We start from the raw sequence: 18030 nt of genomic DNA on the forward strand, positions 1-18030 counted from the left end.
TTGTGCTGGTGGTTCCTGCGGATGACGGGGGGTGAAAGAGGCTGGGTTCCGAGGGGACAAGAGGCGAGGTTCGGTTTGGACTGCCCCCCCGGCCCCGGCGGCTAGGCCACCGAATGTGTCACCGTGCCGGTGTAGATGCCCGCGATGCTGTCCAGCGGGACGTGGACGATCAGGGTGGGATTCCAGGTGGCGGTGTTGCCGCCGGTTCCTCCGGCGTGGGTGAACGCGGTGAGCGGGGTGGTGCTGTCCAGCGGCTCGGCGTCGGCGGACGTCGCCTGGCCCGGCGTGAAGGTGCCGTCACCGGTGGTTGCCGTCGCCGCCCCCGACCAGTAGTCGATTTCGGCCGGCAGGATGGTCTCCGGCGGGCTGCCGCCACCGGTCTGGAAGACCGTGGAGGTCACCGAGGCCTCCCAGGAGGCGTCCGCCGCGGCCCGGGAGTCGGTGACGGTCACCGCACCCAGTTGGGCGGTGATGTCGTCGCCCGGCGCCCCGGTGCCGAGGTCGGCGGTCGCGGGGGCGTCGATGTCGAGGGTGCCGACGAGTACCTCGAAGGTCACCGTTGTGCTGTCGGTCGTTGCGGCCGTGGCCGGGGCCGCGACGATTCCGATCATCGCGGCCGCGGCGGCGGCCGCGGTACAGATCTTGGCAGTACGCACTGGTGTTACCCCGTTCTCGAAGCTTCGGTCAGGTGGCGCGCAAACACGCCATCGTGCCTCAGCTTATCGGGGCAACAGTGCCTTTAAGGCACGAATCGGACGATGTGCTATTTAGCCCTTCAAAGCGGCTTCGGCCACCGCCAGGAACAGATCGTTCTCGACCTGCGTACCGATGGTGACCCGTACGCCGTCGTTGCCGAACGGCCGGACGATCACCCCGCGCGCCTCGCAGGCCCGGCCGAAGTCCACCGATCGGTCGCCCAGCGGCAGCCAGACGAAGTTGGCCTGACTCTCCGGCACGTCCGGCACCAACTCGCGCAGCGCGGCGGTCACCCGGTCCCGTTCGGCGATCACCAGCGCGCAGCGCCGGCGTACCTCCTCGGCCTGGCCGAGCGCGGCCAGCGCGCCGGCCTGCGCGACGGCGCTGGTGGAGAACGGCGTCACCACCTTGCGGACGGCCGCGGCGACGTCCGGTTGCCCGATCAGGTAGCCGATCCGCAGCCCGGCCAGGCCCCACGCCTTGGACAGGGTGCGCAGCACGACGACGTTGGGCCGGTCGCCGTACTCGACCAGCCCGTCCGGCACCTCCGGGTCGGTGACGAACTCCCGGTACGCCTCGTCCAGCACCACCAGCGTGCTGGCCGGCACCGCGGCCAGGAAGGCGTCCAACTCGGCCCGGCGCAGGCTGGTCCCGGTCGGATTGTTCGGGTTGCAGACCAGCACCAGCCGGGTCCGGTCGGTCACGGCCGCGGCCATGGCCGCCAGGTCGTGCCCGTGCTCGGGCGTGTTCGGGACCCGCACGCTGGTCGCGCCGCTGGTCGCCGCGATGATCGGGTACGCCTCGAAGGACCGCCACGAGTAGACGACCTCGTCGCCGGGCACGCAGGTGGTGCGGACCAGATGTTCGGCCAGCGCGACCGAGCCGCAGCCGGTGGCGATGCGCTGGGCGTCGACGTCGAGCATCCCGGCGAGGGTGTCGCGCAGCGCCACCACCCCCATGTCGGGGTAGCGGTGTGCGGTGGCGGCGGCCTCGGCCACGGCCTCGACCACGCCGGGCAGCGGGCCGTACGGCACCTCGTTGCTGGCCAGCTTCACCGCCTCCGGCAGACCCAGTTCCCGGGCCAGGTCGGCCGGGCTGCGACCGGGCACGTAGTTCGGCAGGGCGTCCAGGTCGGCGCGGGTGAGCCGGACGACTGGCGTGGACTCGCCGGGGGTGGTCATTCGGAACCTCCTGGGGGACTGGTGCCTGCACCGCTCGGTGCGGGGGTGACCGCGCGCGGGATCCGTACCACGACGGTCTGCGCCGCCTTGTCGTGCAACGCCTGTCGGAGCGGCTGGTCGAACACGGGATAGAGACTGTCGATGAACTGGATGACGAAACCGATGCAACAGACCCACAGGAAGACCGGGATACCGCCGAGGACGTTCCACCGGCGCATCGAGCGGCCGAAGGTGAGCCCCGGATCGGCGCCCAGCGAGACGACCCGGACGCCCATCACCCGCTTGCCGAAGGTCTGGCCGGTGGTGGCCAACGCCGGTACCTCGTACGCGAACCAGAGCGCCACCAGGATCAGCAGGATGGCGATCTGGAGCCCGGCGGCCTGCTCGCCGGCCTGCGGCAGGTTTTCCGTGGACGAGTCACCGGCCAGCGACCGCCGGAAGATCTCCCGGTAGACCGGCGCGACCTCCTGGACGTACCGCCAGATGAACCAGCCGTTGACGAAGAGGTTGAGCAGCAGGAGGGCGCCGATGTCGATGAGGCGGGCGGCGAGCCGCCGGCCGAGCGCGGCCAGCGCCAGGCCGTGTGGCCGGGGCTCGGGCAACCGGAATCCGGGCGGGACGGGACTCCCGGTCCAACCGGGCGGTGGTCCGCCGGTCCAGCCGGGCGGTGGTCCACCGGTCCAGCCGGGCGGTGGTCCACCGGTCGGTCCGCCGGTCCAGCCGGGGGGCGGTCCGCCGGTCCAACCGGGGGGCGGTCCACCGGGTGGTGGGCCGGTCCAGCCCGGCGGTGGTCCACCGGTCCAACCCGGTGGCGGTCCACCGGTCCAGCCCGGCGGTCCACCCGTCGTGGGCTGGCCGGTCGAGCCGGTCGGCTCGGAACCCGGCGCGGTCGGGACACCGGCCGGTCCGCCGGCGGTGGCCGGGGGTTCCGGCTGGGGTTCGGGTTCGGCGGGCGGGCCCGGGGGAGGGGTGGCGTCCGCGGGCAGCGGCTCGCCGAGCCAGCCCTCGCCGTCCCAGTAACGCTGGGTGGTCGGCTCGGCCGGATCGCGGTACCAGCCCGGTTGCACCGTCACGGCGCGGACCTCGACATTCTCACGCTGGCACCCTATCCGCGCCACCCGTCGAGCGGTTGGTGCGGCGTCCCATGTCCATCCGTACCCACCGGTCGGCGACTCGTGACGGCCGCGAACCGGTGGGTACGTCGACGGTCGTCACCGACCGCCGGGCCGACGTACGGGCTCGTCACAGGTTGCCGCGGGCCTCCTGCTCGCGCTCGATGGCCTGGAACAGCGCCTTGAAGTTGCCCTTGCCGAAGCCCAGCGAACCGTGCCGCTCGATCAGCTCGAAGAACACCGTCGGCCGGTCCTGCACGGGCTTCGTGAAGATCTGGAGCAGGTAGCCGTCCTCGTCCCGGTCCACCAGGATCTTGCGGGACTTCAGCTCCTCGACCGGCACCCGGACCTTGCCGATCCGGCCCCGCAGTTCCGGGTCGTCGTAGTAGGAGTCCGGAGTGTCCAGGAACTCGACACCGGCCGCCCGCATCGCGTCGACGGTGGCGATGATGTCGTTGGTCGCCACCGCGATGTGCTGGGCACCCGGACCCTGGTAGAACTCCAGGTACTCGTCGATCTGCGACTTCCTGCGGGCGATCGCCGGCTCGTTCAGCGGGAACTTGACCTTCCGGCTGCCGTTCGCCACGACCTTGGACATCAGCGCGGAGTAATCGGTGGCGATGTCGTCACCGACGAACTCGGCCATGTTGGTGAAGCCCATGACCCGCCGGTAGAACTCGACCCACTCGTCCATCCGGCCCAGCTCGACGTTGCCGACCACATGGTCGATGGCCTGGAAGAACCGCTTCGGCTGGATCCCGGCGGAGATCATCGGTTGGCGGTCCACGATCGGGCCCCGCGCCACGAAACCGGGCAGGAACGGGCCGGTGTACCGGGACCGGTCGATCAGGGTGTGCCGGGTGTCGCCGTACGTGGCGATGGCCGCCATCCGGACCGTACCGTGCTCGTCGCTGACGTCGTGCGGCTCGGTCAGGCCGGTCGCGCCCTGCGCCGTGGCGTGCGCGTACGCGGCGTCCACGTCCGGCACCTCGAGCGCGATGTCGTCCACACCGTCGCTGTGCCGGGCCACGTGTTCGGCGCCCGGGGCGTCCGGTCGGACCACACCGGTGACCAGGAACCGGGCCGAGCCGCTGGTCAGCACGTACTCGGCGTGGTCGCGGTAGCCCTGCTCCGGCCCCCGGTACGCCACGCAGGTCATCCCGAAGGCGGTGGAGTAGTAGTGGGCGGCCTGCTTGGCGTTCCCGACCAGGAAGCGCACGTGGTCGAGGCCCCGGACCGGGAACGGGTCGTGCGTGATGTCGTGGCCGACGGCGCCGACAAGTTCGTCGACATCCACCTCGTCGCCCGCTCCGCCGACTGTCGGCCGATCGATCGCCTGGGTCATCGCGACTCCCTCCGATTGGCGCCCGCTTCGTGGGCGGCGTCCTGGGGCGAGAATCGCGGGTGCCGGACGCCTGGGCAACCGTCGGCTGATCTGGTGGTCATGTTGCACATTCCGTATGGTGATCCGGCATGACTGCTGTACAGATTGACCAGCTCGATCCGCTAGATGTCCGTCTCGTCGATCTGCTCGCGGCGGAACCCCGGATCGGGGTGCTGGAGTGTTCCCGGCGACTCGGCGTGGCCCGCGGCACGGTGCAGGCCCGGCTGGACAAGCTGCTGGCCCGGGGCGTGATCCGGGGATTCGGCCCGGAGATCGCCCCCGCCGCGATCGGGTTCGCGGTCACCTCGTTCGTCACCCTGGAGATCAGCCAGCGGCACGGTCACGAGGCGGTCACCCGGCACCTGGCCCGGATCCCCGAGGTGCTGGAGGCGCACACCATCACCGGCGCGAGCGACCTGTTGTGCCGGATCGTGGCCCGGTCCAACACCGACCTGCAACGGGTCATCGACCAGGTCGTGTCGTACGAGGGCATCACCCGGTCGTCGAGCCTGATCGCGCTGGCCGAACAGATCCCGTACCGCACCCTGCCGTTGGTCCGCTCGGCCGGCGCGGTAACGCCCTGACCTACCCGCACAGGGTTTCCGCCGACCTCGCCCACGTCGGGATCAAGCCTGACCGCCCAGAGTGGGCGAGGTCGGCGGAAACCCGGCCGGCGGAACCCAGAGACCCCTGGCCGCCGGGAAACAAGCGCGACACGCCCAGGTGGTTCCACGGATGTTGGTGAACTTGGCTACGGTGATCCGGTGGCGAAGGGGAACGGCCCTTGCGTGAAGTGCTGGCTGGCCTTCGCGTTGGTGGCGATCGTCATCCTGGCCGCCACCGGGGTGTGGAATCCGTTCCCCCAGATCTGGAGCTGGGCCAGCTCCGGCCGGTCGCTCTCCGACCCGGCGCCGGCCTGGCAGCAGCAGGTCGGCGGCACTCCGACCAGCGCGACCATCGCGGGCGACGCCCTCGTCGTCGAGGAACGCACCGTGGTCGAGGCGCGCAGCCTGGCCACCGGGGTCCAGCTCTGGCAGCGTAAGGCCGACTGGGCCGCGGTGGCCGGTGAGGGTCCGGACGCCGTGATCGCCGTCGGCAAGCTGCTGACCAAGGGGTACGACCTGCTCGACCCGACCAGCGGCGCGGTCCGGCGCAAGGACACCTCCGCGGTGGCCGTCTGGGCGTACCGCAACGCGCTGCTGGACGCCCGGTGCAGCAGTTCCACGGACTGCACGCTCACCGCCTGGGACCCGCGGGGCAGCACCCCGCTGTGGAGCACCTACGTGCCGGGCGTCAGCACCGGCCTCACCGCGGACAGCCCGAAGGGCCTGACTCCCCGGCCGGTCAACGCCCGACAGGTGGACGACCACGCCGCCGGGCCGCAGCTGATGCCGGCCCTGCTCGGCCTGCCGGTGGACGGCCGGATGGTCGTGGTGGACACGGCCACCGGCAGGACGGTGCAGGACACCAAGCCGTCCCAGGAGGACCGGATGGTCGTGGTCGGCGGTCGGGTGTTGCGGGTGCAGGCCCGCTCGGCGGACGGCACCTGCTATTTCACCGTGACCGCCACCGACCCGGCCACCGGTCAACAGGTGTGGCAGCGGACCGGCCTCAACCTGCGGACCGCCGACGGCGCCGGCTGTGCCCAGCGGGAGAACCCGCAGGGCGGCCAGAACGTCATCGTCGGGGTTTCCGGCGACGCCCGCGAAACGGTCCTCGACGCGTACGACGGACGGCAGCTCTGGACCGGGGCGGCCGGGGAGAAGCTGCTCGCGGTCGACGACCGGTACGCTCTCGCCCGGTCCGCGGACCGGGCCTCGGTAAACGCGCACGAGCTGGCCTTCTCGTCCGTCAAGTGGACCCGACAGGTGAACCCGAAGGGCTCGGTCGCGCTGACCCCGTACGCCACGGTCGTCGTCGACGAGGACCCGGACCGGATCATCGCGCTCGACCCGGGGACCGGCCGGGAGCTGGTCAACGTGCATTCGACGGCGAAGGTGCTCGCCGTCGGACCGGCCGGGATGGTGATCAGCGACGGCCGGGACATCGGCTACCTCCGGTTCGGCGCGGTGCAGGGAGCGCCCGGACCTGGCGCCGGCGGTCCGGTCGGCAATCCACCCGCGGGCGGCCAGCCGAGTCCGGCCGGATCGAGTTGCGGCGGCCCGAAGAACGAGATCTGCCGACCCTCCTGACCGGGGTGTCACGGCCGCGTCGGCGAGATCCGTCACCGCCCTCCTGACCGGGGTGCCGCGGCCGCCGTCCTGCGAGATCCGTCACCACCCTGACCTGGAGTGTCGCGGTCGCCACCCGTCGGTTGTCACCGATCGACCGGCCTGGCCTAGGCTTGCCCCTCATGAGCAGTGCCGCCGACTTCTCCTACGCGCCCCTGCTGCCGGTGGGGCCGGACCGGACCGATTACCGCCTCGTCACGGACGAGGGCGTGGACGTCGTACACGGGCCGGGAGGCCGGCGGTTCCTCACGGTGGAACCCGCCGCGCTCACGGCGCTGACCGCCGAGGCGATGCACGACATCGCGCACTTCCTCCGCCCCGCCCACCTGGCCCAGCTCCGGTCGATAATCGACGACCCGGCGGCCTCGCCGAACGATCGGTTCGTCGCCCTCGACCTGCTCCGGAATGCCAACATCGCGGCCGGTGGAGTGCTGCCGATGTGCCAGGACACCGGCACCGCGATCGTGATGGCCAAGCGTGGGCGGCACGTGCTCACCGACGGGTCCGACGCCGAGGCCATCGCCCGGGGCGTCTACCAGGCGTACACCCGGTTGAACCTGCGGTATTCGCAGCTCGCGCCGCTGACGATGTGGGACGAGCGCAACACCGGGACGAACCTGCCGGCCCAGATCGACCTGTACGCGGAGGACCCGGACGGGCATCCGGACGCGTACAAGTTTCTCTTCATGGCCAAGGGCGGCGGTTCGGCCAACAAGTCCTACCTGTACCAGGAGACGAAGGCGCTGTTGAATCCAACCCGGATGATGCAGTTCCTGGAGGAGAAGCTCCGGCTGATCGGCACGGCCGCCTGCCCGCCGTACCACCTGGCCATCGTCATCGGCGGCACGTCGGCCGAGTACGCGCTCAAGACCGCCAAGTACGCCAGCGCCAAGTACCTCGATGACCTGCCCACCGCCGGTTCGATGACCGGGCACGGGTTCCGGGACCTGGAGCTGGAGGCCGAGGTACTGGAGCTGACCCGGCAGTTCGGCATCGGGGCGCAGTTCGGTGGTCGGTACTTCTGCCACGACGTGCGCGTGGTGCGGCTGCCGCGGCACGGGGCGTCCTGCCCGGTGGCCATCGCGGTCTCCTGCTCGGCCGACCGGCAGGCGGTAGCGAAGATCACCCCGTCCGGGGTCTGGCTCGAACGGCTGGAGACCGACCCGGCGCGCTTCCTGCCGGACATCACCGACGGGCAGCTCGACGCCGGTTCGGAGGTGGTCCGCGTCGACCTCAACCGGCCGATGGCCGAGATCCGGGCCGAACTGTCCAAGTACCCGGTGCAGACCCGGCTGTCGCTGACCGGGTCGCTGGTGGTGGCCCGGGACATCGCGCACGCGAAGATCGCCGAGCGGCTGGACGCCGGTGAGCCGATGCCGGAGTACCTGCGGGACCACGCGGTCTACTACGCCGGGCCGGCGAAGACCCCCGAGGGGTACGCCTCCGGCTCGTTCGGGCCGACCACGGCCGGCCGGATGGACGCCTACGTGCAGAAGTTCCAGGCCGCCGGCGGGTCGTACGTGATGCTGGCCAAGGGCAACCGGTCGGCCCAGGTGACCCGGTCCTGCGCCGAGTACGGCGGGTTCTACCTGGGGTCGATCGGCGGTCCGGCGGCCCGGCTGGCCCAGGACTGCATCAAGCACGTCGAGGTGCTCGAATACCCCGAGCTGGGGATGGAAGCGGTCTGGAAGATCGAGGTCGAGGACTTCCCGGCCTTCATCGTGGTGGACGACAAGGGCAACGACTTCTTCGCCGAGGTCACCAAGCCGGTCCTCACCGTCGGCCGCCGCTGACCGGCCCGTTAAGAAGGGCCCCCTGCTATACAAAAAGCGATAACAGGGGGCCCTTCCTTTCGTCAGCTCAGGGAGCAGTAGCCGGCGAGCGGCGTGACCCAGCCGGAGATCTCGCTCTCCAGCTTGTCCAGGTCCTTGACGGTCTTCATCTTGTCGAAGAACGCCTTGTTGTCGGCGCTCGTGGCGATGTTGTCGGCGGCCTCCGCGCCGGCGGCCTTGAACTCGGGATCCTGCGCCTTCGCGGTCTTGGTCCGGACCGTGGTGGCCAGACTGTCGGCCTTCTTCTGGGCGTTGGTCCGGGCCTTGTCGGCCAGCGCCTTGTTGCCCGCCTGGCGGTAGCCGATCATCTTGCCGAGTTCGGTGCCGAAGCTCTTGAGCCCGGTGTCCAGCGACTTCTCGAGGTCCTTGCAGACCTTCTCGGTGTCCGCCGTGTAGTCGGACGGGCTCGGTGCGGCGCTGGTTGGCGCGGCCGAGGTCGTCGCCGAGCTCGGCGCGGCGGCCGTGTCGTCCTTCTGGCCGCCACACGCGGCGGTGCCGATCAGGACGCCGGCCAGGGTGATCGCCAGAGTGGCGCGTCGCATCAGTAGGTCCCCGTTCACAGTCTGATAGGTGAATGTGTGCCGAGGCACCGTACGGGCACCGAAGCCTTGCCGTCCACCCGCTAATCGGCCGGCCCTCGCGGACATTCGTGCTGACGGGCATCCCAGCTCGGCACTCTGCACGTCCAGCGCGATCCAGGGATGGCGGCCGATCGAGCAACGTTTCCAGAGCCCGGACAGGTGTTCCTGGCAGGGTTCTCGCTGTTCTCGCGGCTCGCCTGCGGTGAACCACCGACCCGTCGGATCCGCGCTCGCCTGCGGGTCGACCGCGACCGGGGCAGGATGGAGGGCGTGACGACTCCAGAGGCTGCCGGATTCCGGATCGAACGCGACACCATGGGCGAGGTCGAGGTGCCGGTCGACGCGCTGTGGCGGGCCCAGACCCAGCGCGCGGTGCGGAACTTTCCGATCTCGGGCCGTGGGTTGGAACCGGCGCACATCCGCGCGCTCGCTCAGATCAAGGGTGCGGCCGCACAGGTCAACGCCGAGTTGGGGGTGGTGGACCCCGAGGTGGCCGCGGCGATCGCGACGGCCGCGGCGCACGTCGCCGACGGCGGCTACGACGACCAGTTCCCGATCGACGTTTTCCAGACCGGCTCGGGCACCTCGTCGAACATGAACACGAACGAGGTCATCGCCACGCTCGCGGCCCGGGAACTGGGTCGCGAGGTGCATCCGAACGACCAGGTCAACGCGTCGCAGTCCAGTAACGACGTCTTCCCGTCCGCGATCCACCTGGCGGCCACGTACGCGGTCGTCCACGATCTGCTGCCGGCCCTGGAACACCTGGCCGGCGCGCTGGAGGGCAAGGCGGAGGAGTTCGACACCGTGGTGAAGGCCGGCCGGACCCACCTGATGGACGCCACGCCCGTCACGCTCGGTCAGGAATTCTCCGGGTACGCGGCGCAGGTGCGGTACGGCGTCGAGCGGATCCAGGGCGTGCTGCCCCGGCTGGCCGAGCTGCCGCTGGGCGGCACCGCCGTCGGCACCGGGATCAACACCCCGCTCGGCTTCGCGGCGCGGGTGATCGAGAGGCTTCGGGAGCAGACCGGCCTGCCGGTCACCGAGGCGCGCAACCACTTCGAGGCCCAGGGAGCGCGTGATGCCCTGGTTGAGACGTCTGGCCAGCTCAAGACCGTAGCCGTGGGCCTTTACAAGATCGCGAACGACATCCGCTGGATGGGCTCGGGCCCCCGGGCCGGCCTGCGGGAGTTGCGGATTCCGGACCTCCAGCCCGGTTCCTCGATCATGCCGGGCAAGGTGAATCCGGTGGTCCCGGAGGCGGTCCGCCAGGTGTGCGCCCAGGTGATCGGCAACGACGCGGCGGTGACGTTCGCCGGCAGTCAGGGCGACTTCGAGCTGAACGTCATGCTCCCGGTGATGGCCCGCAACCTGCTGGAGTCGATCCGGTTGCTGGCCGCCGTCGCCCGGTTGCTGGCCGACCGCTGCGTGGTCGACCTCGCCGCGAACGCGGAGGTCTGCCTGGCGTACGCGGAGGGTTCGCCGTCGATCGTCACGCCGCTCAACCGCCAGTTGGGGTACGACGAGGCCGCCTCGATCGCCAAGGAGGCCCTGGCCCGGCAGGTGACCATCCGTGAGGTGGTGGTCGGCCGTGGGCACATCGACTCGGGCAAACTGACCGAGGAGCAGCTCGACGAGGCTCTTGACGTGCTCCGGATGACCCACCCCTGACGCCGCGCCCCGCTCGAATGTGAATCTTGGACGTGAACCGTTCGCAGGGCGGTTCACGTCCAGGATTCACCCTGGGCTCGTGGGTGGATTGTTCCATTTGTCCGTATAGCCGTTTGTGTCGCTACACTCCGGTGTAGTCGTTTCCGACCGATCCCGCAGACGACGAAATAGCGCTGTAATGATTACGGATAGTCACCTCTGCTGATCGGGCTCGGTCAGGCGACAACGCGGTCTTCGAGCGACCGAGCCTCGCGGGAGACGGAGCGGGCCCATGTCCGAGAAGCTGATCGGTAACCCGGAACTCCAGCCGCCAGCGGTCGGCCGCCCGCCGCCGGCACCGGCGGGCCAGCGCGCGCCGCTGACCTCGACCGACCTGACCGCACCGCTTGCACCGACGGGCCGGAGTGCGCCACCGGCCCCGACGGGTCTGTCCGCGACGCCGGTACCCGGCTCGCCCAGTCAGCCGCCGGCGATCATGCTGGCCTGGACGGACAACGTCACCGGGTCGGCGGCCACGGTGATCCGGCTGCAACGTGCGGCGGATCGTGGCTTCACCACGGGGGTGGTCGAACTGGCCACGCTGTCGAGCACGACCACGTACACCGATGCTCCGGTGATCGCCGGTGAGACCCGGCACTACCGGGTCCGGGCCGAGGGCCCGACCGGTTGTTCGGCGTGGTCCGACGTGGCCTCGGCGAAGGCGTTGCTGCCGCCGCCGGCCGGGCTGCTGGCGACGGTCGCCCCGAGCGGTCCGCTGCGGGTGGAGCTGTCCTGGCGCAACCACTCGTACGCGACGGGCATCCAGCTCCAGCGGGCGACGAACCCGACCTTCACCGCCGGGCTGGTGACGCTGTCCCTCCCGCTGACGACCGGCTGGGTGGACGCCACGGTCGCCGTCGACACCACGTACTACCACCGGGTCCGTACCCAGTTCCTCGGCGCGACGTCCGCCTGGTCGAACGTGGCGACGGTGACCATGCCACGGGTCCCGGATCCACCGGTCGGGCTGGTCGCCCGGGCGGTCGCCGATCGTGGTGGCGCCGCCACCGTCACGATCAGCTGGTCCAAGGACGTGGGTAGCGTCGTCACCGGATGGCTGCTGCACCGGGCGACCGATCCGGACTTCCAGACCGACCTGGTCACCGTCGCCGTGCCTGGTCCGCGCCGCGCGTTCACCGATGCCGGGCGGCGCTCGACGACGTACCACTATCGGCTCCGGGCGGCCAACCAGTCCGGCACGTCGGCGTTCTGCCGGCCGATCGAGGTCCGGACACCCTAGGGATGTCCCGTGCGGGCGGCTCCGGCTCCGGTGCCCTCAGCCGAGGGCGCGAGCGACGGCGTCCGCCGCGGCCAGCACCTGATCACCGACCGTGGTGGGATCCAGCGGGGCGAGAGCGACCACCCCCACGCTGGCCTCCAGGCCCGGCACGCCGAGCACCGGCGCCGCCACCCCGTACGCCCCGGGTTGCAGCTCGCCGCTCGTGGTGACCGGCCGGGACAGTCCGGCCCGGCCGGCCAGGATCGCCTGGCCGGCCGCGCCCCGGTCCAGCGGGTGCCGCGAGCCGGTGCGGTAGGCGACGTGGAACGCCGTCCAGGTGGGCTCGACCACGGCCAGCGCGACGCCTTCGCCGCCCTCGACCACGGTCAGGTGCGCGGTCGCGCCGGCCCGCTCGGCCAGGCGGCGCAGCGCCGGCAGCGCGCCCTCGGCGAGCAGTGGCTGCGCCCGGCGGGCCAGCTGGAGGATCCCCACCCCCAGCCGGAGCCGCCCGGTCGGGTCCCGGCGGACCATCCCGTGCTCGGTCAGCGCACCGACCAGGCGGTAGACCACCGCCCGCCCGACCCCGAGCCGCGCCGCCGCCTCGGTGACGGTGAGCCCGGCCGGGGTCTCCGCGACCAGGTGCAACAGCCGCAACCCACGGTCGAGGGTCTGCGCCGACTCGCCGCGCGGGGCCGCCTTCTCCATCCCCGCAGGGTACGGCCGGCGCTCGCCTCGGCTCACCGCGCCGTGACGGTGGCGGCTACCCTTGTCGGGTGACGCTACGCCTGTATGACACCGCCGCCAGATCGGTGCGGGACTTTGTCCCGCGGGAAGCCGGCAAGGTGGGGGTCTACCTGTGTGGTCTCACCCTGCAAGCACCGGCACATATCGGTCATCTTCGTTCCGGGGTCAACTATGACGTGCTCCGGCGCTGGCTGACGCGCTCGGGGTACCAGGTCCGGTTCGTCCGCAACCTCACCGACATCGACGACAAGATCCTGGTCAAGGCGGTGGAGCAGGGTCGCCCGTTCTGGTCGATCGCGTACACCAACGAGCTGATCCTGGCCGCCGACTACCGGGCGCTCAACGTGCTGCCCCCGACGTACGAGCCTCGGGCGACCGGGCACATCCCGGAGATGCACGAGCTGATCGCCGAGCTGATCGCGGCCGGCCACGCCTATCCGGCCGGTGACGACTCGGGCGACGTCTACTTTGACGTGGCGTCCTTCCCGGCGTACGGATCGCTCTCCGGCCAGCAGCCGGACGCGATGCTGGCCGATGACGACGCGCCGGCCCGGGCCAAGCGCGACCCCCGGGACTTCGCCCTGTGGAAGGGCGTCAAGCCGGAGGAGCCGGCCGACGCGTACTGGCCGTCGCCCTGGGGTCGCGGTCGGCCCGGCTGGCACATCGAGTGCTCGGCGATGTGCCGGCGCTACCTGGGCGACGAGTTCGACATCCACGGCGGCGGGCTCGACCTGATCTTCCCGCACCACGAGAACGAGATCGCCCAGTCGAACGCCGCCGGGCTGCCGTTCGCCCGCTACTGGGTCCACCACGGCCTGCTCAGCCTGGCCGGCGTGAAGATGGGCAAGTCGGCGGGCAACGCGCTCGACCTCGCGTACGTCGCCGCGCTCGGGGTCCGCCCGATCGAGCTGCGCTACTACATCGTGTCGGCGCACTACCGGTCCCGGATCGACTACACCGAGGAGGCGCTGCGCGAGTCGGCGGTGGCCTTCCGGCGGGTCGAGGGCTTCGTCCAGCGCGCCGCCGAGCGGGTGGGCGCGGGGATGCCCGGCGAGTTGCCGGCGCCGTTCGTGGCGGCGATGGATGACGATCTGAACACCTCGGCCGCGCTCGCCGTGCTGCACGAGGTGCTGCGGGACGGGAACTCGGCCCTGACCGCCGGAGACGATGCCGGCGCGCGGACCGCGTTGGCCACCACCCGGGCGATGCTGGACATCCTCGGTCTCGACCCGCTCGACCCGGCCTGGACCGGTGACCAGCGGGCGGACGACCTGCACGGTGTGGTGGACTCGCTGGTGGCGTTGGCACTGGAGCAGCGGGCGCAGGCTCGGGCTCGGAAGGACTGGCCGGCCGCGGACGCGGTGCGGGACCAGCTCAAGCAGGCCGGTGTGGTGGTGGAGGACACCCCGCAGGGGCCTCGATGGACGATCGGAGAACGGGACTGATGGCCGGCAACTCGCAGCGCCGCGGCCGGCGACTGACACCGAAGCAGGGCGCCCGCAAGGGGTCCGGCGGCAAGAACCGGGACTCGCTGGCGGGCCGGGGCCGTACCCTGCCCGCGGACGAACGGCCCTGGCACAAGGGCTACTCGGGGACGGAGAAGCTGCCCGAGCGCACCGCCTGGAAGCAGGAGAAGGAGCGCCGGGCGGCCGCCGAGGAGGGACGGAGTCCCAAGATCGGCAAACCCGGCAGCAAGGACACCACCTGGGGCCGGGGTGGCGGACGGGGTGTGGCCGGTGGGCGCACCGCCGCCCGGGGCGCGGCCGGCGCCGGCCGGGGCACCCCGACCCGGTCCGGTCCACGGGTGGCACCGGGCCGGCGTTCCAACCCCGCGAAGGACACCCCCGAACTGCTCCTCGGCCGCAATCCCGTGCTGGAGGCGCTGCGCACCCAGGTGCCGGCGACCGCGCTGTACGTCGCGCAGGGCATCGAGATCGACGACCGGATCAACGAGATCGTGCGCACGGCGGCCGACCGTGGCATGGCGATCCTGGAGATCAGCCGGGCCGAGTTGGACCGGATGACCGGCGGGGTGCTGCACCAGGGCGTCGGCCTCCAGGTGCCGCCGTTCGCGTACCTGCCGCTCGACGACCTGCTGGCCGCGGCGCTGGAGCAGACCGCACCGCTGCTGGTGGCGCTGGACGGGGTGACCGACCCACGGAATCTGGGCGCGGTGCTGCGGTCGGCCGCGGCGTTCGGCGCGCAGGGCGTCTTCGTGCCCGAGCGCCGGGCGGCTGGCATCACGGCGACCGCCTGGCGCACCAGCGCCGGGGCCGCCGCGCGGGTGCCGGTCAGCCAGGTGACCAACCTCACCCGCTCGCTCAAGGCGTGCCAGCAGGCCGGCTTCACGGTCGTCGGGTTGGACGCCGACGGCGAAACCAGCCTGTACGACCTGGAGGCCGCCGTCGGCCCGCTGGTGGTGGTGGTCGGTTCCGAGGGCCGGGGGCTGTCCCGGCTGGTCGGTGAGACCTGCGACCTGCTGGTGGGGATCCCGATGGTCTCCGAGGTGGAGTCGCTGAACGCCAGCGTGGCCGCCGCGGTGACGCTCGCCGAGATCGCCCGCCGCCGCGCCGAGCTGTAGGTGTAAGGAAGGGCCCCCTCTTATCGTTTCCGGTATAGGAAGGGGCCCCTGTTGACGGCGTCGTTCCGTCGCGCCCGAGCGCGGCTCCGTCGTGCGCAGGCAACGCGGATCGTCGGGTTCGACGTACCGGAAAGGGGCGGCCCGCGTGGTGCGGACCGCCCCTTTCCGATGTTGCTGGTGGCGTCAGATGCGGACGCCGCTCACCGCGTGGAAGGCGTGGTTCTGGCCGGTGCGGGGCTTGACGTACACGGTGTCACCCATGTTCGGCATGGTGCGCCGGTCGGTCCGGACCACGAACCGCTCCGAGGAGCCGTTGATGTCGGCGTGGCCGTAGACGTTGGCGTCCGAGCCGAGGTCCTCGACCAGTTCGACGATCATCGGCATGCCCTGGTCGGCGGCGCCGACCAGGTCGACGTCCTCCGGCCGGAAGCCGACGGTCACGGTGCCGGTGCCACCCTCGCCGCGCGCCGCCTGAACCTGCTCGCGGGTCAGCGGCACGTGCAGACCGGACAGGTCGGCGCCGGACTCGGTCAGCGGCACGGTCTTGATGTTCATCGCGGGGGAGCCGATGAAGCCCGCCACGAAGACGTTCGCCGGGGTGTCGTAGAGCGCCCGCGGCGTGTCCACCTGCTGGAGTACGCCGTCGAGCAGCACCGCGACCCGGTGGCCCATGGTCATGGCCTCGACCTGGTCGTGCGTCACGTAGACGGTGGTGATGCCGAGCTTGGCCTGCAGGCTCGCGATCTGGGTACGCGTCTGGACCCGCAGCTTGGCGTCGAGGTTCGACAGCGGCTCGTCCATGAGGAAGACCTGCGGCTCCCGGACGATCGCGCGGCCCATCGCGACCCGCTGCCGCTGGCCACCGGAGAGCGCCTTGGGCTTCCGGTTGAGGTAGTCGTCCAGCTGGAGCAGCGCCGCTGCCTCCTTGACCCGCCGGTCGATCTCGGTCTTCGGGGTCTTGCGCAGCTTGAGCGCGAAGGCCATGTTCTCGTAGACCGTCATGTGCGGGTAGAGCGCGTAGTTCTGGAAGACCATCGCGATGTCGCGGGCCTTCGGGGGCAGGTGGGTGACGTCCCGGCTGTCGATGTAGATCGAGCCGTCGTCGACGTCCTCCAGGCCAGCGAGCATCCGCAGGCTGGTCGACTTCCCACAACCGGACGGGCCGACGAGGACGAGGAACTCGCCGTCGCCGATCTCCAGGTCGAGGTGGTCGACCGCGGGACGCTCGGTACCCGGATAGATCCGGGTGGCCTTCTGGTACGAGACGGTAGCCATGGTGCGGCGCTTCCTTTCACCGGCAGGAACGTGCCGGACGATCCGAGTGAAGGAGCGACCAGGGCGGCTGCCCCGGTCAACGGTCGGCCCGCTCGCGGTCGGGGAGAGCCGGCGGGTGTCGTCCGTGTCACTGCACCGTAAACGGTTTCCCGTTTGCTGCCAAGGTGCTCCCACGGCGGTGTGACGAGCCCAAGACACGGCTGCCTCCGGCATAACGGGCAGGCACCTACTGTCGGGCATCAATCGGTCGGAGTACGGTTCCGCTGCGTGGACCGGTCAGCTACCGGGAAGAATGTCCCTGGTCGATCGGCCCATGGATGCCCTCCGAAGCGCAGATGTGTGGCTATGCTGGCCTCGAAACAGCGCCCCTGTAGCTCAGTTGGCCAGAGCACTCGCCTTGTAAGCGAGATGTCGCCGGTTCGATCCCGGCCGGGGGCTCCAAGCACCATAAGGGGTTTCCGCGCGGAAGCCGCCGCGAGACCGTCGGTTGACAGCAGCGCTGACAGAGCGACCGGCTCATGACAGCCGCCCGTCGAGCTTGCCCAGCGCCTGGCGCGTGGCGTCAAGGTTCGCGTGAGCGTCGACCTCGAGTGTGATCTTCACATCGGCGTGCCGAGCGATGGCCTGGACGGCATGCGGCGGAACGCCCAACTCCATCAGCGGCGATACGACGATGTGTCGTAGATCATGCAGGCGGACACACTGCGGGCACTGCACCCGGATGGACCTCGTCGGCAACTCCACCCCAGGTGCCATCGGGCAGCGGCAGAACCGAAGCGGTCGCCGTGCCCGCGTGACGATCAACCATCATCGGGTGCCTGCCTGCCTGCCTGCCTGCCTGGCTGCCTGCCTGCCGGCCGGCTTGGCGAGGCGGGTCGGCCCGGTAAGCCCACGAACGGCTCCCCTGCGGTAACAAGGGAGCCGTCCCTGTCCGAGGGTCGCAAGTGAGACACCGCTCTTCCTCTGACAAGGGCAACGAGGCAGACCGAAATCCGCAACGTGCAAGTTCCATACGGCGGAATGCCTCAGATGTGAAACTGTGATCGTTATACCCCGCAACCCCCTCTCCCTGATGGTCGTTTCCACCGTGGAACCTTGCGCTCGGTGTCCTCTGCGGCGGTAACCAAAGTGGACACTCATGACCGGGTCGGGGTCCGAACTGTCCGAGTAGCAAGCGTTTGCCGCTTCGATGGCGGCCAACAGAGACACGAGGGGGAGGGGTATGTCAGAACGCCCTTCTGATCCGCCAACCAGCGACGACGACCCAGGTCATCTCATCTCCGTACGCGGGTTCATCATCGTCGCCATCGCCTTCACGGTAGGACTACTCGCAGGAGCGGTCAGCTACGCGAACATCGAGCCACGAGCGGGCACCGGACTCGGAGCCGCCGGCGGTCTCGTCATGTTGACCATGACCAGCCTCACCGTTGCGTCCAGCCTGCACAAGCTCCTACCGAAGCGATAGAAGCGGTTGGCACCCGGGG

At 70.7% G+C, this 18030-nt stretch carries 16 protein-coding genes and 1 tRNA gene; 9 read left to right on the forward strand and 8 right to left on the reverse strand.

Features of this window, described 5'->3' with window-relative positions; translation table 11 throughout:
* Window positions 1-101: 101 nt before the first annotated feature.
* The 4 genes from ACXN5W_RS06390 to hppD form a co-directional block, all read right to left on the reverse strand.
* Window positions 102-656, reverse strand: coding sequence for a hypothetical protein (locus ACXN5W_RS06390; protein WP_473157214.1), 555 nt, complete (start codon window positions 654-656; stop codon window positions 102-104).
* Window positions 657-767: 111 nt separating this feature from the next.
* On the reverse strand, window positions 768-1877 hold the full coding sequence (gene hisC / locus ACXN5W_RS06395; RefSeq protein ID WP_473157215.1) for a histidinol-phosphate transaminase: 1110 nt from the start codon (window positions 1875-1877) through the stop codon (window positions 768-770).
* Window positions 1874-2950, reverse strand: a complete 1077-nt coding sequence (locus ACXN5W_RS06400; protein WP_473157216.1) for an RDD family protein — start codon at window positions 2948-2950, stop codon at window positions 1874-1876. The genes hisC and ACXN5W_RS06400 overlap by 4 nt, the downstream gene beginning before the upstream one ends.
* A gap of 169 nt (window positions 2951-3119) precedes the next feature.
* Window positions 3120-4334 (reverse strand): 4-hydroxyphenylpyruvate dioxygenase, encoded by a 1215-nt coding sequence (hppD, locus tag ACXN5W_RS06405; RefSeq protein ID WP_473157217.1) that lies wholly within the window; start codon window positions 4332-4334, stop codon window positions 3120-3122.
* A gap of 128 nt (window positions 4335-4462) precedes the next feature.
* Here hppD and ACXN5W_RS06410 point away from each other — a divergent pair, with 128 nt between their 5' ends.
* The 3 genes from ACXN5W_RS06410 to ACXN5W_RS06420 all read left to right on the forward strand — a co-directional run bounded on the left by ACXN5W_RS06410 (window position 4463) and on the right by ACXN5W_RS06420 (window position 8397).
* Window positions 4463-4957, forward strand: a complete 495-nt coding sequence (locus tag ACXN5W_RS06410) for an Lrp/AsnC family transcriptional regulator (RefSeq protein ID WP_473157218.1) — start codon at window positions 4463-4465, stop codon at window positions 4955-4957.
* A 180-nt stretch (window positions 4958-5137) separates the two neighbouring features.
* Window positions 5138-6565 (forward strand): outer membrane protein assembly factor BamB family protein, encoded by a 1428-nt coding sequence (locus ACXN5W_RS06415; RefSeq protein WP_473157219.1) that lies wholly within the window; start codon window positions 5138-5140, stop codon window positions 6563-6565.
* Window positions 6566-6726: 161 nt separating this feature from the next.
* Window positions 6727-8397 carry a fumarate hydratase gene (locus ACXN5W_RS06420; RefSeq protein WP_473157220.1) on the forward strand — a complete coding sequence of 557 codons (1671 nt, stop codon included), beginning with the start codon at window positions 6727-6729 and terminating at the stop codon, window positions 8395-8397.
* A 62-nt stretch (window positions 8398-8459) separates the two neighbouring features.
* Here ACXN5W_RS06420 and ACXN5W_RS06425 read toward each other — a convergent pair whose 3' ends face one another.
* The gene (locus ACXN5W_RS06425) at window positions 8460-8978 is read right to left on the reverse strand and encodes a hypothetical protein (RefSeq protein ID WP_473157221.1); all 519 of its coding nucleotides are present in this window, start codon (window positions 8976-8978) and stop codon (window positions 8460-8462) included.
* 309 nt (window positions 8979-9287) lie between these two features.
* On the opposite strand from ACXN5W_RS06425, the gene ACXN5W_RS06430 reads away from it, so the two are divergent.
* Together ACXN5W_RS06430 and ACXN5W_RS06435 are read left to right on the forward strand one after the other, a co-directional pair.
* Window positions 9288-10688 (forward strand): class II fumarate hydratase, encoded by a 1401-nt coding sequence (locus ACXN5W_RS06430; RefSeq protein WP_473157222.1) that lies wholly within the window; start codon window positions 9288-9290, stop codon window positions 10686-10688.
* A gap of 271 nt (window positions 10689-10959) precedes the next feature.
* Complete coding sequence (locus tag ACXN5W_RS06435) at window positions 10960-11967, forward strand: fibronectin type III domain-containing protein (RefSeq protein ID WP_473157223.1); 1008 nt, start codon at window positions 10960-10962, stop codon at window positions 11965-11967.
* A gap of 36 nt (window positions 11968-12003) precedes the next feature.
* On the opposite strand, the gene ACXN5W_RS06440 is transcribed toward ACXN5W_RS06435, so the two are convergent.
* Window positions 12004-12651 carry an IclR family transcriptional regulator gene (locus ACXN5W_RS06440; protein ID WP_473157224.1) on the reverse strand — a complete coding sequence of 216 codons (648 nt, stop codon included), beginning with the start codon at window positions 12649-12651 and terminating at the stop codon, window positions 12004-12006.
* Window positions 12652-12719: 68 nt separating this feature from the next.
* On the opposite strand from ACXN5W_RS06440, the gene cysS reads away from it, so the two are divergent.
* Both cysS and rlmB read left to right on the forward strand, forming a co-directional pair.
* Complete coding sequence (gene cysS / locus ACXN5W_RS06445) at window positions 12720-14135, forward strand: cysteine--tRNA ligase (protein WP_473157225.1); 1416 nt, start codon at window positions 12720-12722, stop codon at window positions 14133-14135.
* Entirely contained in the window at window positions 14135-15271 is a 1137-nt protein-coding gene (gene rlmB / locus ACXN5W_RS06450; protein ID WP_473157344.1) for a 23S rRNA (guanosine(2251)-2'-O)-methyltransferase RlmB, read from the forward strand. The genes cysS and rlmB overlap by 1 nt, the downstream gene beginning before the upstream one ends.
* 183 nt (window positions 15272-15454) lie before the next feature.
* Here the strand turns inward: rlmB and ACXN5W_RS06455 are convergent, their stop codons facing one another.
* Window positions 15455-16546 carry an ABC transporter ATP-binding protein gene (locus ACXN5W_RS06455; protein ID WP_473157226.1) on the reverse strand — a complete coding sequence of 364 codons (1092 nt, stop codon included), beginning with the start codon at window positions 16544-16546 and terminating at the stop codon, window positions 15455-15457.
* 364 nt (window positions 16547-16910) lie between these two features.
* On the opposite strand from ACXN5W_RS06455, the gene ACXN5W_RS06460 reads away from it, so the two are divergent.
* A tRNA-Thr gene (locus ACXN5W_RS06460) sits at window positions 16911-16987 on the forward strand.
* A 75-nt stretch (window positions 16988-17062) separates the two neighbouring features.
* On the opposite strand, the gene ACXN5W_RS06465 is transcribed toward ACXN5W_RS06460, so the two are convergent.
* Window positions 17063-17203 (reverse strand): hypothetical protein, encoded by a 141-nt coding sequence (locus tag ACXN5W_RS06465; RefSeq protein ID WP_473157227.1) that lies wholly within the window; start codon window positions 17201-17203, stop codon window positions 17063-17065.
* Window positions 17204-17768: 565 nt separating this feature from the next.
* On the opposite strand from ACXN5W_RS06465, the gene ACXN5W_RS06470 reads away from it, so the two are divergent.
* Window positions 17769-18011 carry a hypothetical protein gene (locus tag ACXN5W_RS06470; protein ID WP_473157228.1) on the forward strand — a complete coding sequence of 81 codons (243 nt, stop codon included), beginning with the start codon at window positions 17769-17771 and terminating at the stop codon, window positions 18009-18011.
* The last annotated feature ends 19 nt before the right edge of the window (window positions 18012-18030 follow it).

Source organism: Plantactinospora sp. A48, assembly GCF_055793945.1.

Excerpts from the sequence above, each read along its gene's own strand:
- hppD (WP_473157217.1), bottom strand. The coding sequence starts at position 4,334 with ATGACCCAGGCGATCGATCGGCCGACAGTCGGCGGAGCGGGCGACGAG.
- ACXN5W_RS06410 (WP_473157218.1), top strand. The coding sequence starts at position 4,463 with ATGACTGCTGTACAGATTGACCAGCTCGATCCGCTAGATGTCCGTCTC.
- ACXN5W_RS06425 (WP_473157221.1), bottom strand. The coding sequence starts at position 8,978 with ATGCGACGCGCCACTCTGGCGATCACCCTGGCCGGCGTCCTGATCGGC.
- ACXN5W_RS06420 (WP_473157220.1), top strand. The coding sequence starts at position 6,727 with ATGAGCAGTGCCGCCGACTTCTCCTACGCGCCCCTGCTGCCGGTGGGG.
- hisC (WP_473157215.1), bottom strand. The coding sequence starts at position 1,877 with ATGACCACCCCCGGCGAGTCCACGCCAGTCGTCCGGCTCACCCGCGCC.
- ACXN5W_RS06440 (WP_473157224.1), bottom strand. The coding sequence starts at position 12,651 with ATGGAGAAGGCGGCCCCGCGCGGCGAGTCGGCGCAGACCCTCGACCGT.
- rlmB (WP_473157344.1), top strand. The coding sequence starts at position 14,135 with ATGGCCGGCAACTCGCAGCGCCGCGGCCGGCGACTGACACCGAAGCAG.
- ACXN5W_RS06470 (WP_473157228.1), top strand. The coding sequence starts at position 17,769 with ATGTCAGAACGCCCTTCTGATCCGCCAACCAGCGACGACGACCCAGGT.
- ACXN5W_RS06435 (WP_473157223.1), top strand. The coding sequence starts at position 10,960 with ATGTCCGAGAAGCTGATCGGTAACCCGGAACTCCAGCCGCCAGCGGTC.
- ACXN5W_RS06465 (WP_473157227.1), bottom strand. The coding sequence starts at position 17,203 with ATGGAGTTGGGCGTTCCGCCGCATGCCGTCCAGGCCATCGCTCGGCAC.
- ACXN5W_RS06455 (WP_473157226.1), bottom strand. The coding sequence starts at position 16,546 with ATGGCTACCGTCTCGTACCAGAAGGCCACCCGGATCTATCCGGGTACC.